Source organism: Deltaproteobacteria bacterium (assembly GCA_016709225.1).
Classification (GTDB): Bacteria; Myxococcota_A; Polyangia; order Nannocystales; family Nannocystaceae; genus Xiheibacterium; species Xiheibacterium phototrophicum.
In genome coordinates, this window is record JADJEE010000002.1 from 1072766 (window position 1) to 1088404 (window position 15639).

At 71.5% G+C, this 15639-nt stretch carries 15 protein-coding genes; 10 read left to right on the forward strand and 5 right to left on the reverse strand.

The genetic code is table 11. From position 1 onward, the window contains the following. The first annotated feature begins 258 nt into the window (after positions 1-258). A complete protein-coding gene (locus tag IPH07_18680; GenBank protein MBK6919425.1) occupies positions 259-429 on the forward strand; it encodes a hypothetical protein in 171 nt (56 codons plus the stop codon). Then, complete coding sequence (locus IPH07_18685) at positions 426-2684, forward strand: bifunctional SulP family inorganic anion transporter/carbonic anhydrase (GenBank protein ID MBK6919426.1); 2259 nt, start codon at positions 426-428, stop codon at positions 2682-2684. The genes IPH07_18680 and IPH07_18685 overlap by 4 nt, the downstream gene beginning before the upstream one ends. A gap of 3 nt (positions 2685-2687) precedes the next feature. Here the strand turns inward: IPH07_18685 and IPH07_18690 are convergent, their stop codons facing one another. Beyond that, positions 2688-3632, reverse strand: a complete 945-nt coding sequence (locus tag IPH07_18690) for an FHA domain-containing protein (protein MBK6919427.1) — start codon at positions 3630-3632, stop codon at positions 2688-2690. A 450-nt stretch (positions 3633-4082) separates the two neighbouring features. Between IPH07_18690 and IPH07_18695 the strand changes: the two genes are divergently transcribed. Then, positions 4083-4517 (forward strand): tellurite resistance TerB family protein, encoded by a 435-nt coding sequence (locus IPH07_18695; GenBank protein MBK6919428.1) that lies wholly within the window; start codon positions 4083-4085, stop codon positions 4515-4517. A 27-nt stretch (positions 4518-4544) separates the two neighbouring features. Here the strand turns inward: IPH07_18695 and IPH07_18700 are convergent, their stop codons facing one another. Then, the gene (locus tag IPH07_18700; protein ID MBK6919429.1) at positions 4545-6371 is read right to left on the reverse strand and encodes a hypothetical protein; all 1827 of its coding nucleotides are present in this window, start codon (positions 6369-6371) and stop codon (positions 4545-4547) included. Positions 6372-6411: 40 nt separating this feature from the next. Between IPH07_18700 and IPH07_18705 the strand changes: the two genes are divergently transcribed. The 5 genes from IPH07_18705 (at position 6412) to IPH07_18725 (ending at position 10883) form a co-directional block, all read left to right on the forward strand. After that, on the forward strand, positions 6412-6765 hold the full coding sequence (locus IPH07_18705) for a hypothetical protein (protein ID MBK6919430.1): 354 nt from the start codon (positions 6412-6414) through the stop codon (positions 6763-6765). A 50-nt stretch (positions 6766-6815) separates the two neighbouring features. Then, entirely contained in the window at positions 6816-7316 is a 501-nt protein-coding gene (locus IPH07_18710; GenBank protein MBK6919431.1) for a hypothetical protein, read from the forward strand. Positions 7317-7435: 119 nt separating this feature from the next. Continuing rightward, a complete protein-coding gene (locus IPH07_18715; protein ID MBK6919432.1) occupies positions 7436-8623 on the forward strand; it encodes a hypothetical protein in 1188 nt (395 codons plus the stop codon). Then, positions 8620-9915, forward strand: a complete 1296-nt coding sequence (locus tag IPH07_18720) for an aspartate kinase (protein MBK6919433.1) — start codon at positions 8620-8622, stop codon at positions 9913-9915. Before IPH07_18715 ends, IPH07_18720 begins: the two co-directional genes overlap by 4 nt. Further along, complete coding sequence (locus IPH07_18725) at positions 9912-10883, forward strand: NAD-dependent epimerase/dehydratase family protein (GenBank protein ID MBK6919434.1); 972 nt, start codon at positions 9912-9914, stop codon at positions 10881-10883. The genes IPH07_18720 and IPH07_18725 overlap by 4 nt, the downstream gene beginning before the upstream one ends. 10 nt (positions 10884-10893) lie before the next feature. On the opposite strand, the gene IPH07_18730 is transcribed toward IPH07_18725, so the two are convergent. Further along, positions 10894-11280, reverse strand: a complete 387-nt coding sequence (locus tag IPH07_18730; protein MBK6919435.1) for a hypothetical protein — start codon at positions 11278-11280, stop codon at positions 10894-10896. A gap of 58 nt (positions 11281-11338) precedes the next feature. After that, positions 11339-12193 (reverse strand): DMT family transporter, encoded by an 855-nt coding sequence (locus tag IPH07_18735; protein MBK6919436.1) that lies wholly within the window; start codon positions 12191-12193, stop codon positions 11339-11341. Positions 12194-12227: 34 nt separating this feature from the next. Here IPH07_18735 and IPH07_18740 point away from each other — a divergent pair, with 34 nt between their 5' ends. Further along, a complete protein-coding gene (locus IPH07_18740) occupies positions 12228-12536 on the forward strand; it encodes a hypothetical protein (protein ID MBK6919437.1) in 309 nt (102 codons plus the stop codon). Between the two features lie 54 nt (positions 12537-12590). Then, positions 12591-13487 carry a pirin family protein gene (locus IPH07_18745; protein ID MBK6919438.1) on the forward strand — a complete coding sequence of 299 codons (897 nt, stop codon included), beginning with the start codon at positions 12591-12593 and terminating at the stop codon, positions 13485-13487. 14 nt (positions 13488-13501) lie between these two features. On the opposite strand, the gene IPH07_18750 is transcribed toward IPH07_18745, so the two are convergent. Next, positions 13502-15397 carry an ABC-F family ATP-binding cassette domain-containing protein gene (locus tag IPH07_18750; protein MBK6919439.1) on the reverse strand — a complete coding sequence of 632 codons (1896 nt, stop codon included), beginning with the start codon at positions 15395-15397 and terminating at the stop codon, positions 13502-13504. Positions 15398-15639 lie beyond the last annotated feature (242 nt).

Here is a 15639-nt window from a genome sequence, read left to right on the forward strand (position 1 = left end):
TTCGTCGTGCTGGACGGCCGCGCGGGTGAGGCCCCGCGCGCGGCTGTCCAGCCGCACGCGATCCCCCAACCTCCCCAACGACCAAGCGACGTCGACGACGTGGCCCCGAGGCCACGCCGCCCACGCATCGCCCGAAGTGATCCACCGACCATGCTGCCTTCCGTGATCGACCATCGCCCTCGCGACCGAGCGAGCGGCCTCTCCCGAAGCAATCGTGACCTCTCTGGTGCTCGGCCCGGTGCTCGGCCCCGCGCCCGAGTGGCCGCACACGCCAGCCTCGCGGCGCTGCTCGCCGCGATCGCGATCGGCATCGTCGTCCAGCTCGACCTGACCGAGTGCACGCGGTGCCGGTCGCTCCTCAGCTTCGCACCGCTGCCGGTGCTCACGGCAATCGTCGTTGGGCTCGCCAGCAATCAGGGGGCCACATGAGCGCGCGCGACGGCATCCGATTGCGAGGTCTCGGGTTCGCGGCCCTGCGCCCGCAGTGGCGACGACTGCTGCGGCGCGAGCACCTGATGGCCGACCTCTCGGCCGGCACCACCGTGGCGCTGATGGCCGTGCCGCTGTCGATGGCGGTCGCGATCGCCAGCGATCTGCCGATCGCGTATGGCCTGGTCACGTCGATCGTGGCCGGCATCGTCGGCGCGCTGATGGGCGGCTCGCCGCTGTCGGTGTGTGGACCGACCGCAGCGATGGCGGTGCTGGTGGCCTCGATCGTCGAGGAGCACGGGCTCGCGGGCCTGGTGCTGGCATCGCTGTTCGCCGCGGCGATGCAGCTCACCGCAGGCCTGCTGGGCCTGGGCCGCATCGCGCGGCTGGTGCCGCTGCCGGTGGTGTTGGGCTTCACCGCCAGCATCGGCGTGCTCATCTTCGTGGGCCAGCTGCCGCGCGCCCTCGGCCTGCCCGCGCCCGATCAGGCCCATGTGGTCGACGTCATCACGCACATCGGCGAGCTGCTCGAGCACTCGAACCTCGCCGCGGTCGCGATCGCGGGCTTCACGTTCGCGCTGGTGCTGCTCGCCTCGCGGCGATGGCCGCGACTGCCGGGGCCGCTGTTCGCCGTCGTGTTCACGACCGTGGCGGCGGTCGGACTCGGCCTGCAGGTCGAGCGCGTCGGCGCCATCCCGCGCACGTTGTTCTCGCTGCCGATGCTCTCGCCGGGAGGCATCGACGTGGCGTCCCTGCTCGGCGATGCAGTGGTCATCTTCGGCCTCTCGACGCTCGAGACGCTGCTCTCGGCCAGCGCCCTCGATCGCATGTCCCGCGCCACGCCCCACGATCCCGACCAGGAGATCGTCGGTCAGGGGCTGGCGAACCTCGCCGCGGTCGCGACCGGCGGCATGATGGGCGCCGGCGTGATCGCGCGCTCGAGCCTCAACTTCACCTCGGGCGGCCGTACCCGTCGCTCGGCGATCGTGCACTCGCTGGTGGTGCTGCTCATCGTGGTCGCGTTGGCGCCGTGGGTCGAGATGGTGCCGATGCCCACGCTGGCGGGCATCCTGCTCGCGATCGCGGTGCGGATGATCGCGATTCGGGAGATGCACTCGTTGTTCCGGATCTCGCGCGCCGAGGGCCTGGTGTGCCTGCTGACGTTCGCGGCGATGGTGGCGTTCGACCTCGTCGCCGGCATCCGCATCGGCGTGGCGGTCTCGCTGGCCATCGCCGCGGTTCGCTTCGGACGTACCGACGCGCGGGTGGTGAGCGTCGGCGGCGATGGGCCCTACCGCATCACGCTGGAGGGTGCGCTCAGTTTCCTCGGGCTGCACAGCCTCGACGAGCTGCGCGCGGGCGTGCCGCGACTCGACGCGACCCGCGGCGTCATCGTCGACCTCACCGGCGTGACCGCGATCGACATCAGCGGCGGCGACGCGCTGGCACAGATGCTCAACGAGATCCGCGCGCGCGGCAGCGCCCTGGCGATCCTGTACGAGGGTCCGCTGCCCGAGACCCTCATGACGCACGACCATCACGGTCACTTCGCCGCGCACACCGTCGCGACCGAAGACGAGGCGCAGCGGATGCTGGGTCGCGAGGGCATCACCGACCCGGCCGAGCGTCTGACCGACGGCGTCGAGCGCTTCCGCAAGGTCGCGCGCGCGCGCCATCGCGAGCTCTTCAAGCGCCTGGCCTCGGGCCAGGCGCCGCACACGATGTTCATCGCGTGCTCCGACAGCCGCATCTCGCCACTGCTCATGACCAGCGCCGAGCCCGGTGAGGTGTTCGTGCACCGCAACGTCGGCAACATCGTGCCGCCCACCGGCGCCGATGGCATGCCCGCCGAGGGCGCGGGGGTCGAGTACGCAGTTGGCGTGCTCAAGGTGAAACAGATCGTGGTGTGTGGGCACTCGGGGTGTGGCGCCATGGCGGCGATCCGCGATGGCATCCCGCCGGGGCTACCGAGCGCAGCGCGGTGGCTCGGACACGCCAGCCACGTCCAGCTCCGCGTGCCCGCCCACGCCAGCGGCGACGCGTTGGCCCGCGCGAACGTGCTGCTGCAGCTGGAGAACCTGCGCAGCTACGACATCGTGCGCGAGGCGGTCGAGCGCGGCGAGCTCACGCTCCACGGGTGGTTCTACGACATCGACGGCCCCGAGATCGAGGCGTGGGACGCCGAGCGCGGTGCGTTCGTTCCGATCCGACCGAGCGCGGGCCCCAGCGACAACCTCACGGCGATCGCGGGCTGACGCTCACGAGGCCGGCGTCCACAGCGGTGGCAACACCTCGGGCCCGACCGTGGGCCGGCCGACGAAGCACAGGCCGGCCCGCGGACCGAGGTCCTGCCACACGATCTGCGACTGGAACGCGATGCCCGAGCGCGCGCTCTCGCCGGTGGCGATGAGCAACCAGCACGCGTCGCCGACCTCGAGCGGATGATCGACCAGCACCTTCGCACCGCCGGCGCCCACGTCGATGAGTCGGCCGACCAGGGTCGAGACCACGGTGCCGCGCGACGAGCCCAACATGATCGGCAGGTCGCACGCGAAGCGTCGACTCGAGCGGCGAGGACGATCGACCGAGCCCGAGCCCGCGGTCGAGAAACGGGCGTGCAGTGCCCTGAAGCGGATCGCCGCCGGGGCCATCGGACCATGGGTCGCGACGCCGTCCTCGCGCAGCGCACGGTACTCGACCAGCTCGCGCACGAGCTCCAGCCACGCGGGCTCGCGCTCGCGCGGGGCCGTCGAGCTCGACGCCGGCGGCGGTGCCGGTACCGCGGTCGGGCGTCGCGGTGGTGCCAGCGTCGGCGCGCTCGCGGGTGGCTCGAGTGGGACGCGACGGGTCTGCTGCACCGCCTGGAAGCCGGAGACCTTGGCCGGCGCGCCGCCGCTGCGCAGCGCGTCCTCGGCGGCGTGTTCGACCCGCAGCTGGAACCCACAGATCTCCACGATGGCGCCCGGCTCGAGCACGGCGCGTTGCACCCGCGTGCCGTCGACGAAGGTCCCCGCCTTGCTGTGGAGATCGGCGATCACGAGACGTCCGTGCTCGTCGCGCTCGATGATGGCGTGGAAGCGTGAAACCGCGTCACCGACCAGCTGCACGTCGGCGATCGCGGCGCGACCAAGGGTCGTGCGCTCGCGGAGCAGGAAGATCGTGCCCGGATGCACGCCCGACAGCGCGCGGAGGACAAGAAGCATCGGTCGCCACGTGTATCACGAACGCGTGGGCTTGGCGCTCGCTCCTTCGCGTGCGGACGCACGTGATCGGCAATCCCAGCAACCCACGACGACGGTCGACCGATCGGGCGATCGATCGGGCAACCGCGACGCTCGCTCGCTTCACCGCCGCCTTCGCGATTGCGCGCACACTCGCCCTCGTCGAGCGATGCGAGGCGCGCTCGCGTCGAGGCAACGGCGCCGGACAGCGACCTTGGGTCGCAGGTGAAACCGCGATGGCATCGACGGCGCGCCCGGTTTGGCGTGCCGCCGCTCGCTTCGCCCCGGCTGCGACCGCGCGCCGGACCACCACCCGCGCCGACGCTCGCGAAACCCACGCGAACGGCTCCCAACCGCTGCGGTTGTCGCTGCTGGCCACCCTGTCGTAGTGTCGAGCAGGACTCGGGTACCGCCCCGAGAAGGAGAACATCCATGGGTCTGCTCTCTCGCCTCTCTGGCATGGCCTCGACCAAGAAGGCCACCGACGACGTCCTCTTGGCCCATGCGATGCTGCTCATGGCCGGCGCCGACGGCGACATCGACGACTCCGAGATCGCGGTGGTGCGCGGGTTCGCCACGACCCTGCCCGAGTTCAAGGAGCGGGACTTCGGCCAAGTGGTCGCCGAGGCGCAGAAGATGGTGCGCCGCTATCCCAACCTCAAGGAGTCGGTCAACGCACTGACCGAGCTGTCGACCCCCGCGCTCAAGGCCAAGGCCTACGTGCTCGCGGCCGACATCGCGTTGGCGTCGGGCGACGTCGACGAGGCCGAGGACGAGCTGCTCACCACCATGCAGCGGTTGCTCGGCATCGACGACCAGACCGCCCAGACCATCATCTGGGTGCTGCAGCGCAAGTACGAGAAGTAGTCGCCGCGCGGCTCGACGTCCGCCCCATCACGGCGCTTCGTAGCAGCCGATGTCGGGGCGGTCGTCGCGGGCCTGTCCGCGGATGTCCGGTCCGGCGGCCTCGGTCGCCACGCCGGCGTCGATCGCCGGGCTGCCGGGCAGCAGCGGCAGCGACGGTGGGAACGCGAGCTCGTCGAGCGGCCCGAGCAGTGGATCGGCGTCCGTCACCGCGGCGCCGGGCGAGGGTCGCGGCTCGCCCCACGCGGTTGCCGACGGCGAGAACAAGTTGCCGCCGCTGGCGAACACGAGGAAGCCGTTGTCCTGACCGTCGTCGGTCTCGTCGAGCTTCCAGTTGACGTGCTCGGCCTCGGAGACCCGTGGATCGCCCTCGGAGGTGTGGGCGGCGTTGCGCAGGAACAGGTTGTTGCGCAGCGCGACGCCGCCGGCCCCGAGGTGCACGCCACCGGACCAATTGTTCGCGGTGTTGTCGACGAAGGTGTTGGACTCGACCGGGAAGAACGCACCGATGAGCCCGAGCCCACCGCCACCGCCGGCGCTCTGATCCTCCGTGAGCACACCGTTGCCGACGAAGAGGTTGGCGTCGAGGCGCGCCGCGGTGTCCCAGATGTTGTAGATGGCCGCGCCGCCACCGAGCCGCAGCGCGGTGTTGTCGATGAACGCGTTGCGCGACACCACGAAGGTGTCGGGTCCGACATCGGGCGCCCAATCGATGTGGGTCTCGGTGTCGACGTAGACGTAGAGGCAGCCGCCCTGGCCAACCACGCTGCCGCTCTGCACGGGCCCCTGCGCGGCCCCGTCGGCGTGGTTGTTGCGGCACAGGTTCTGTTGGAACTCGAAGCTGGTGTGCGTGCCCTGGCGGTAGAACAACTCCATGGTGCCGCCGGCGACGTCGGCGACGTTGTCCTCGAAGCGATTGCCGCAGAAGCGCACGTAGTTGAGTTCGTCCTCACCCGGCGCGGTCTCGGTGCCGTCTTGGTAGTAGCAGCCGCCGTAGCCCTGGTTGTCGTTGTCGGAGCCGTCGAAGCGGGCTTGGTTGCCGATGCAGCTGGTGCCGGTGACCTGCACCTTGGCGCCCAGCGTCGCGACCGCACCGCCCAAGGTCGCGTGGTTGTCGCGGAAGTCGCAGCCGTCGCAGTGGAACGTGCACATGAACGAGTACACGCAGCCGCCGCTGCCGGTATCGAGGATCTGATTCGTCTCGGGATCGCGGGTGTGCTGGCCGGTGCGGCTGTCGGTGCACGTGAAGTTCTTCGCGAACAGGCCGCCGCCGACATCGAAGGAGTTGTCGTGGCACTGCACCACCACCGCGCCGCCGGCCCAGTCGAACCAGTTGGCCTGCGTGACGCTGGCGTCGCCGAGCGCCTCGGGCCCCTGCGCGTTCTGGATGGTCAGGTTCTGCAGCCATAGCGTCGGGCCGGGGCCCTTGTAGAGCAGCCGCGTGGTGCCGCCGCCGTCGAACACCGTCACGCCATTGCCGTCGATCACGGTGTCGCTGTCGATCACCATCTGCGAGGTGAACACCACCGGCGCATCGGGGCAGTCGACGACGATCGTGCCGCCGGCCTCCACCGCGCTGCGGATCGCAGCCTCGTTGCAGTCGGCGCCGGCGATGCTCACGGTGGGGTTCGAGATGTCCTGGGCGTCGATGCCGTCGCACACCGCGGGCAGCGGCGGCGGCGGATCGTGACCACCGCTGTCGGCGGTGTCATCCGCAGAGCCCATGCCGGTCGCGCTCGCGGTCGCAGAGCTCGCGCTGGGCCCACCGCTGCCGTCGCCGTCGCTGGCGTCGGGGTCGGTGGCGGAGCAGGCCATCAGCAAGGGGACCAACCACGAGGTCGAACGCAGGGCAGTCATGGTGCGGATCGTCGCCAGGCATCCACGATACCATCGCGCCATGCAGATCGGCCGCGGCTCCCCGAGCGTGCGCGAGGACCTCTTCGGTGGCCGCGGTACGGTGCTGGTGTGGGACCTGCTGGGCTCGGCCAGCGCGTCGCCCTTCACCGCCGTGCTGTCGTGCGAGCTCGCGGAGGGCGGTCGCGTCGGCCGCCACGTGCAGCAGCGGGACGCCGAGATCGTCATCGGCACCACCGGCTGCGGCGAGGCACGCGTCGACGGCGTGGCGCACCCCTTCGGACCCGGCACCGTCATCCACCTGCCGCTCGGCGCATCGCTCGAGCTCGTCAACGATCGCGATGACGCGCCGCTGCGCTACCTGATCGTGAAGGCGCAGATCGCCACCGGCGGCTGAGAAGCGCGGCGGCTGGACGACCGCACGCGCCCGTGGTGTGCTTGGCGGCAATGATGCGTCGAGCGCTGGGCTTCGTCGTGGGGTTGCTCGCGGCCTCGTGCGCGCCACACGACGGCCCCTGCGGCAACGGCACCTGCGTGTGCCCGGTCGACGGCAGCTGCGACATCCCCTGCGCCGCGCCGCCGTGCCACCTCGACTGCCAGGAGGGCTCGAGCTGCAGCGGCGAGTGTGCCAACGGCGACTGCACCTGCCGGGCATCGGCCAGCTGCACCTTCGCGTGCGCGGCCCCGCCATGCCACGTGAACTGCGAAGGCGACAACCCGCAGTGCGATGGCAGCTGCGCCAACGGTGAGTGCGCCTGTGGTCCGAACAGCAGCTGCGCGTTCACGTGCGATGCGCCGCCGTGTCACGCCCGCTGCGAGGCCGGCTCGAGCTGCACGCTGACGTGCCCCAGCAGCGCCAACGGTGACTGCAACATCGTGACCTGCGACACCGAGGTCGTGATCTGCGACGACGGCCTCGTGAACGCCTGCGGCACGCCGTGCCCGTAGCGATCGCGCCTGCGCCTGCAGCTGCGCCGCCTGACGTCCCGCGCGGCTTGCACCGCCGCGAGCGCTCGCGTAGCGTCCGTCGGCCCATGCCGCGCGCGACCTCGACCCCTCTCGCTGCCGTGCCCCTCCTGCTCGCGGTCCTCGCGGCCTGCGGTGACGGGGGCGGCGCGAACGGCGAGGGCAACGACGACGCCAGCTCGACCGCGCCCGCGGGCTCGAGCTCCGCAGCCGAGGGCGGCTCGACGGGTGCCGACACCGGCGTCGACGCCAGCAGTGGCGGCGGCAGCGATGACAGCACCGGCGGCTTCCCGGACGCGCCGGAGCTGGGCGCGACGCTCACGGTGATCGCGACCGCGCAGGACGGCCTCTCGGTGCCGCGCGACCTCGAGTTCGCACCCGATCACCCCGAGCAGCTGTGGATCGTCAACGGTGCCATCCACGGCGTGGTGATCGTCAGCGACCCGGGCGAGGCCACGCAGACCGCCGAGCTGCGCGTCGACGCCTACGGGCAGCACTTCATGGCCTACGTGTCGTCGCTGGCGTTCGGCGTCGGCAACCGCTTCGCGTCGTGCCAAGAGTCGCGCGACGAGTGGAACGTCGGCCCGCAGACCCCCGACGACTTCATGGGCCCGACGCTGTGGTCGGCCGATCTCGACGTGTTCGCGATGGTCAACCAGGAGTTTCCGCCGAACCCGCTCGAGGGCAGCCACCTCGACATGCTGCACCAGAGCCCGCTGTGCATGGGCATCGCGCACGAGTCGGACAACGTCTACTGGGCGTTCGACGGCGGCAACGGCCACGTCGTGCGCTACGACTTCATGATGGACCACGGCCCTGGCGGCTCGAGCCACGTCGACGGCGTGATCCGACGCTACCTCAACGCGGTCGTCACGCGCGTGCAGGAAGTCCCGAGCCACATGCAGATCGACGCCGACGCGCGTCGGCTCTACCTCGCCGACACCGGCACCGGGCGCGTGATGTGGCTCGACCTCGATGGCGGCGCGAGCAACGGCGACCTGCCCAACAACTGGGACGGCGCCACCGAGTACACCGGCTGGGACGGCGTGGCCTTCGAGCCGTTCGTGAGTGGCCTGCAGCGGCCCTCGGGCCTGGTGCTGCACGACGGGCGGCTGCTGGTGTCCGATTTCGCGACCGGTGAGATCCTCGCGTTCTCGCTCGAGGACGGCGCCGAGCTCGGCCGCATGTCCACCGACGCCGACGGCATCATGGGGCTGGCGATCGGCCCCGACGACAAGCTCTACTTCGCGGACGGCTTCGGCAACCGCGTCGTCCGCGTCGACCCATGAGCACCGACGGCCGTCCGCTGATCGTGCAGAAGTACGGCGGCTCGTCGGTCGCGTCGCTCGAGCGCATCCGTGGCTGCGCGCAGCGCTGCCTGGCGACCGCCGCTGGCGGTGCACGCTTGGTGGTGGTGGTGTCGGCGATGGCCGGCGAGACCAACCGCCTGATCGCGCTCGCCAACGCGCTGGTGCACCCCGAGGCCGAGGGCGGCGCACGCAAGGGCCCCTACGTCGCGCCCGCCAAGCATGCCCCCGAGCACGCCCGCGAGCTCGATCAGCTGGTCGCGACCGGTGAGGTCGTCAGCGCCGCGTTGTTGGCGATGGCGATCCAGGACGCCGGCGGCACCGCGCTCTCGCTGGTCGGCGCGCAGCTGGGGCTGCACACCGATCGCAGCCACGGCCGCGCCCGCATCGTCGGCGTCGACGCCGAGCGCCTGCTACGGGAGCTCGATCGCGGGGCCATCGTCGTGTGCGCGGGGTTCCAGGGCACCGACGATGCCGGCGACGTGACCACGCTCGGCCGCGGTGGCTCCGACACCTCGGCGGTCGCACTCGCGGCCGCGCTGGCGGCCGACACCTGCGAGATCCTCACCGACGTCGACGGTGTGTACACCACCGATCCCAACGTGGTGCCGACGGCCCGCAAGATCGCGCGGCTGAGCTGCGAAGAGATGCTCGAGCTCGCCGGCCAGGGCGCCAAGGTGTTGCAGATCCGCAGCGTCGAGCTGGCCATGCGCTACGGCGTGCCCGTGCACGTGCGCACCAGCTTCGACGACAGACCCGGCACCATGATCGTGCCAGAGGAGCCTCAGATGGAATCGGTGCTGGTCTCCGGTGTCGCGCTCGAGCGCAACGAAGCCAAGCTCACGCTGGTCGGCGTGCCCGACGTGCCGGGCGTGGTCGCGACCATCTTCGCGAGCATGGCGGCGCTCGGCATCGTGGTCGACATGATCATCCAGAACGCCGGCGCCAACGGCCGCGCCGACGTCACCTTCACGGTGCCCGAGGCCGACCTCGATCGCGCCGCCGCTGCGCTGGCGGCCGTGCAGTTCGGCGATGCAGCGCCCAGCATCACGACCGACCGCGACATCTGCAAGATCTCGATCGTGGGCCTGGGCATGCGCACCCATGCCGGTGTCGCGGCCAAGGCGTTCGCGATCCTGGCCGGCGAGTCGATCAACGTGCAGATGGTCTCGACCTCGGAGATCAAGATCTCGGTGGTGGTGCACGAGCGCTACGGCGAGCTGGCCCTGCGCGCGCTCCACGACGGCTTCGGGCTCGGAGGGGCGGCGACATGACGGTGTTGGTGACGGGTGCCAGCGGGCACGTCGGCGGCAACCTCGTGCGTGCGTTGCTCGAGCGGGGCGATCATGTCCGCGTGCTCGTGCGGGGCGACACCGCCGCGCTCGACGGGCTCGCGCTCGAGCATGCCCGCGGCGACGTGACCGACGCCGACAGCCTCGCCGCGGCGATGCGAGGGGTCGACACCGTGTTCCACCTCGCCGCGACCATCTCGATCCTCGGCGACCGGGGTGGCGTGGTCGAGCGCGTCAACGTCAAGGGCGCCGCCGCCGTCGCCCGGGCTGCGCGCGAGGCCGGCGTGCAGCGCTACGTGCACATGAGCTCGTGCCACGCGTTCGACCTCGACCATGGCCCCGGGGCCATCGACGAGCTCGCGCCGCGACCCAAGCCGAGCGACCCCTACTACAACCGCTCGAAGGCCGCTGGCGAGGCCGCGGTGCGGGCCGAGCTCGCCGGCCGGGTGCCGTTCGTCATCGTGAATCCCACCGGCGTGATCGGGCCGTTCGACTTCAAGCCCTCGCGCATGGGTCGCTTCTTCCTCGCGTTCGCGCGCGGCCGCCTGCCCGCGCTCATCCACGGCGGCTTCGACTTCGTCGACGTGCGCGACCTGGTCGCGACCACGCTGGCGGCGGCGCAGCGCGGTCGCGACGGCGAGAACTACCTCGTGGGCGGTCGCTACCTGCGGGTCTCGGAGGTCAGCGCGCTGGCGGCCGCGGCGTGCGGTCGTGCGGTACCGCGGGCGACCGTGCCGATGTGGGTCGCCCGCGTCGGCGCGCCGTTCATGGACGCGTTCGGTCGCGTCAGCGGTCGCGAGCCGCTGTACACCAGCGAGTCGCTGCACGCGCTCCGGGCCGGCCGCATCGACAGCCGACGCGCGATCGCGGAGCTCGGGCACGCGCCGCGGCCGAGCGCCGACACCATCGCCGACGCCTACGCGTGGTTCCGCGATCGCGGCGTGCTGTAGCCGCGGCGCTTCACCCGGCGTCGCGCGCCCAGCTGATGCCGCCGGCGTCCGAGTCGCCGAACTCGGTGGCCGCGGCGGCCTTCGCGATGAAGTCCCACCCCGCGTCGTCGCCCTCGCAGGTCAGGCCGAACTGCGCGATCCGACCGATCGGCGTGCCGTCGCCGCGGAACGCGAAGCCGGCGTCGATGTCGTGCAACCACACCTCGTAGCGGACCACGCCGTCGTCGTCGACCACGTCCCACAGCTCGAGCCCGCGAAAGCGCTCGCGCGTGAAGCCCAGCGCGGGGTCGGCGGTCGAGCCGTCGAGCTGGGGCGAGACCTTCTGCAGCTGCTCGCGCTGTCGATCGGACAATTGCGTGATCGACGTGGGATGACGGGGGTTGGCAAACCGGGGCATGGTGCGCCTCCGAAGTGTCGTCTGCCGGCGCGCCGATGGGAAGCCCGCCCGCGCGGCTTTACCGTTCGGCTCGCAGCAGCATCAAGCCGCTGCCCACGATGATGGCCGCACCCACCCACGTGATTGGGTCCGGCAGCACCTGCCAGACCACGAGATCGAGGCCGACCGCCCACGGCAGCGCGGTGTACTCGAAAGCGGCCACGACCGCCGGCTCGCCGAGGGAGAACGCCCGCGTCATCGCGTACTGCCCGATCGTGCCGGCCACGCCGATGCCGAGCAACACCGGCCAGTCGTCGCTGCGGATCGGTACCCACTGCGACCACGACGCCAGGGTCGCGATCGCAGTGAGCAGCACCATCAGCCACAGCACCATCGCCTGCGTGCTGTCGGTGCGCGACAGCACGCGCACGGTCAGGTTGGAGAGCGCATAGCAGGTGGCCGCCACGAGCATCATCAGCGCCGATCCGGTGAAGAGGCCCTCGGCGCCGGGTCGCAGCACCACCAGCACGCCGGCCAGCCCCACCACGATCGCAACCCAGCTGCGCAGGCTGGTGCGCTCTCGCAGCACCGGCGCCGAGAGGGCTGCGACCAAGATCGGACCGACGAAGAAGATGGTGTACGCGGTCGACAGCGGCAGGGTGTCGAGTGCGAAGATGAAGCTCGCCATCATCGCGGTGCCGAGCAAGCCGCGCAGCAGGTGCAGCCGCCAGCGCACGCGCACGAGCCCCGCGATGCTCGTGCTCGGCAGCACCCACGCCAGCACGAACGGCAGCGACGCCGCGCCGCGCAGCGCCGATAGCTGCAGCGGCGGGTAGAACGGCACCAGCAGCTTGAGGCCCGCGTCCATCGCCGCGAACACGGCGACCGCCAGCAGCATCACGGCGATCGCGGTTGCGTTCGAGGAGCGCGGCATCGACGGGCGGCGATGGTGCTACCCTGGCGTTCGCATGTCGACCTCCGGCGTCATCGCGTCGTGGATCACGGGCCTGTCGCTGGGCCTCGTGCTCGCCGCGCCGGCCTGCGAACGCCCGGCCACCATCGAGCTGGGCGGCGCGTGCACCGACAACGCGCAGTGCAAGAGCCCTGCGGACACCTGCATGCAGGTCGCCGGCAAGCAGCGCTGCACGATGGCGTGCGCCAAGGATCGCCCCTGCCCCAGCGGCTACGCCTGTCCGGTGACGGATCCAGCGCGCCGCGACGTCGGCAGCTGCCTGGTCGCGAGTGACGTCGGGCCCGACGTGCTGCGGGCGTACTGAACGCGGCCGCGCCCGCGTCGCGCTCGCGTCGCGCCTGATAGCATGGGCGAGCCCATGTCCACCGACGCCAGCGACGCGATCCTCGTGCGCACGATCCCCGGGCGGCCGCGCGACGTCGCCGGCTTCGGCGTGCGTCGCGTGCTGCCGTCGATCGGACACCGCGAGGTCGGACCGTTCGTGTTCTTCGATCACATGGGCCCCGCCGCGCTGCCGCCCGGACTCGGCATGGACGTGCCGCCGCATCCGCACATCGGGCTCGCGACCGTGACCTACCTGTTCGACGGCGAGATCGAGCACCGCGACAGCCTCGGCTCGCGCCAGCGCATCCGGCCCGGCGACGTGAACTGGATGGTCGCCGGTCGCGGCATCGTGCACTCCGAGCGCAGTCCAGAGGCGGCGCGCGGTGGTGGTGCGACCGTGCACGGCATCCAGAGCTGGGTCGCACTCCCGGCCGAGCTCGAGGACATGGCACCGCGCTTCGATCACCACGGTGTCGCGACGCTGCCGCGCATCGACGGCCCCGGCGTGACGCTGCGGGTGGTCGCCGGCACCGCCTACGGCGAACGCTCGCCGGTCGGGGTGTGCTCACCGACGCTCTACGTCGACGCCGCGATGACCCGCGGCTCGACGCTCGCGATCGACGACGGCCACCCCGAGCGGGCGATCTACGTCGCCGACGGCGTGCTCCAATGCGCCGGTCAGACCCACGGCGCCGGCACGATGCTGGTGCTGCGCGAGGGCGCCGCGGTCGAGGTCGAGGCCCGCGATGACGCCCGCGTGCTGCTGGTCGGTGGCGCCCCGCTTCCCGGCGTGCGCCACATGTGGTGGAACTTCGTCGCGAGCAGCAAGGAGCGCATCGAGGCCGCGAAGCAGGCCTGGCGCGACGACGCGCTCGGACGCATCGATGGCGATGCCTCGCGCGTGCCGCTGCCCGAGCCGCGCGGCCCATAGCCCGCGTCCGCGCGTCAGCTCTCGTCGCGCTCGGCGAGCTCGGTCCAGCGCGCACCCAGCCGCGCCGCCTCGGCCCGCGCAGCGTCCAGCGTGACGAAGAAGGCCCGCTGCTCGGGCTCGGGCCGCGTGAAGAACTCGGCCTGCTCGAGCTGCGCCTGCAGCCGCGCGACCTCCTGCTCGGCCGCGTCGACCTTCTCGAGCAGGCCCGCGAGCTCGTGCCGCTCGGTGAAGGTGAGGCCGCGGCCCTTCGATCGCACCGCCGCGGCGGGCTCGGGCTTGGGCTTGCTCGGTACGGCCACGGGCGCCGGCGCGGCGGCCTCGCGTCGCGCGAGCCAGTCGGTGTAGCCGCCAGCATGCAGCACCACGCGATCGTCCTCGAACGCGAGGATCGAGGTCGCGACGCGATCGAGAAACCACCGATCGTGGGTCACCACCAGCACGCAGCCGGCGTAGTCGAGCAGCGCCTCCTCGAGCGCCGCAAGGGTCGCAACGTCGAGATCGTTGGTGGGCTCGTCGAGCACCACGAGGTTGGCACTGTCACGCAGCGTCCGCGCCAACGCCACGCGGGCCCGCTCGCCGCCCGACAGCGTGCTCACCAGCTTGCGCTGATCGTGGCGCGAGAACAGGAACCGCTCGAGGTAGCCGAAGCCGTCCATGCGCTCGCCGCCGATCTCGATCTCACCGCGATCCGCGACCACGTTGTCGAACACGGTGGCGTCGTCCTTCAACGACGTGCGCAGCTGGTCGAGCCACGCGACCTTGGTGTTCTTGCCCAGCCGCACGGTGCCGGCGGCCGGCGGCGTCTGCAGCAGCAGCGTCTGCAGTAGGCTGCTCTTGCCGCAGCCGTTGGGGCCGACGATGCCGATGCGCTCGCCGGCCGACAGTCGCAGCGTGAGATCGTGCAGCAGCGTGCGTCCACCGCGGGCGACGGCGAGTTCCTCGGCTTCGAGGATGATGTTGCCGCTGCGCACGAACTCGGTGCGCAGCATCGCGGTCTTCTCGGCCTTGGGCGCGGCGCGATCGGCCACCGCCTCCACGCGATCGATGCGCGCGCGCGACTTGGTGGTGCGGGCCTTGGGCTGGCGGCGCAGCCACTCGAGCTCGCGGCGCAGGAAGTTGCGGCGGTTGGACTCCACGCGATCGGCATGGGCGTCGCGCTCGGCCTTGGCCTCGAGGTACATGCCCCAGCCGCCCTCGTACGAGAACACCGCGCCGTCATCGACCTCGAGCGTGCGCTCGGCGACGCGGTCGAGCAGGTAGCGATCGTGGGTCACCATCACCAGCGCGCCGCGAAAGCGCGTCGACAGCCAGGTCTCGAGCCACTCGATCGCCGCGATGTCGAGGTGGTTGGTCGGCTCGTCGAGGATCGCCACGTCGGGCGCCGAGACCAGCACCCTTGCGAGCGCGACCCGCCGTTGCTCACCACCACTCATCCGCGCGGCCTCGTCGTCGTGACGCGTGACACCGAGCTGGGTCAGCATGCTCGCGGCCGCATGGCGGAGATCCCAACCACCGAGATCCTCGACCGCCGCCGCGGCCTCGGCCATCGTGTGCAAGAGCGCAGCCTCGTCGCCATCACCTTGCTCGAGCCGTCGCGCAGCCTCGGTGTGACGCGCGAGCGCGGCCTGCCAGGCATCGAGACCACCGAGCACCGCATCGAGGGCGCTGACACCGGGCGCGAACGCAGGCTGCTGCTCGAGGTAGCCCACCCGCAGACCCGCCCGCGCGACCACGCGACCGGCATCGGGCTGCTCCGCGCCAGCGAGGATGCGCGCGAGCGTGCTCTTGCCGGCGCCGTTGCGACCGACCATGCCCACGCGTTCGCCCGCGGCGAGCGACACCGAGGCGTCGCGCAGGACATCGCGTGTGCCGTAGGTCCGGCGCACGCCCTGGGCGCTCAAGATGGTCACGTCGGGCGGGCGAGTATACGCGCCCGGCCGCGGAACCCAAGGGTGCGGGCGTCCGGGCGTGCGCGGGGTTTGATCAGCCCACGGCTCATGCGGAACGCTTCGAGAGTGACGCGCGGCCGCGTGTGTGACGCGGCTAGCGCCGGGCCGAGGAGACCGACCGCCGCCGCTTGTGTCGTTCGCGGCAGTTGACATCGCGTGCGCGATGGGTTCCCCTGAGAGGATGGATGGGCAATTGGCGCCAC

Excerpts from the sequence above, each read along its gene's own strand:
- IPH07_18700 (MBK6919429.1), bottom strand. The coding sequence starts at position 6,371 with ATGACTGCCCTGCGTTCGACCTCGTGGTTGGTCCCCTTGCTGATGGCC.
- IPH07_18745 (MBK6919438.1), top strand. The coding sequence starts at position 12,591 with ATGTCCACCGACGCCAGCGACGCGATCCTCGTGCGCACGATCCCCGGG.
- IPH07_18730 (MBK6919435.1), bottom strand. The coding sequence starts at position 11,280 with ATGCCCCGGTTTGCCAACCCCCGTCATCCCACGTCGATCACGCAATTG.
- IPH07_18720 (MBK6919433.1), top strand. The coding sequence starts at position 8,620 with ATGAGCACCGACGGCCGTCCGCTGATCGTGCAGAAGTACGGCGGCTCG.
- IPH07_18685 (MBK6919426.1), top strand. The coding sequence starts at position 426 with ATGAGCGCGCGCGACGGCATCCGATTGCGAGGTCTCGGGTTCGCGGCC.
- IPH07_18695 (MBK6919428.1), top strand. The coding sequence starts at position 4,083 with ATGGGTCTGCTCTCTCGCCTCTCTGGCATGGCCTCGACCAAGAAGGCC.
- IPH07_18725 (MBK6919434.1), top strand. The coding sequence starts at position 9,912 with ATGACGGTGTTGGTGACGGGTGCCAGCGGGCACGTCGGCGGCAACCTC.
- IPH07_18690 (MBK6919427.1), bottom strand. The coding sequence starts at position 3,632 with ATGCTTCTTGTCCTCCGCGCGCTGTCGGGCGTGCATCCGGGCACGATC.
- IPH07_18705 (MBK6919430.1), top strand. The coding sequence starts at position 6,412 with ATGCAGATCGGCCGCGGCTCCCCGAGCGTGCGCGAGGACCTCTTCGGT.
- IPH07_18735 (MBK6919436.1), bottom strand. The coding sequence starts at position 12,193 with ATGCCGCGCTCCTCGAACGCAACCGCGATCGCCGTGATGCTGCTGGCG.
- IPH07_18740 (MBK6919437.1), top strand. The coding sequence starts at position 12,228 with ATGTCGACCTCCGGCGTCATCGCGTCGTGGATCACGGGCCTGTCGCTG.
- IPH07_18710 (MBK6919431.1), top strand. The coding sequence starts at position 6,816 with ATGATGCGTCGAGCGCTGGGCTTCGTCGTGGGGTTGCTCGCGGCCTCG.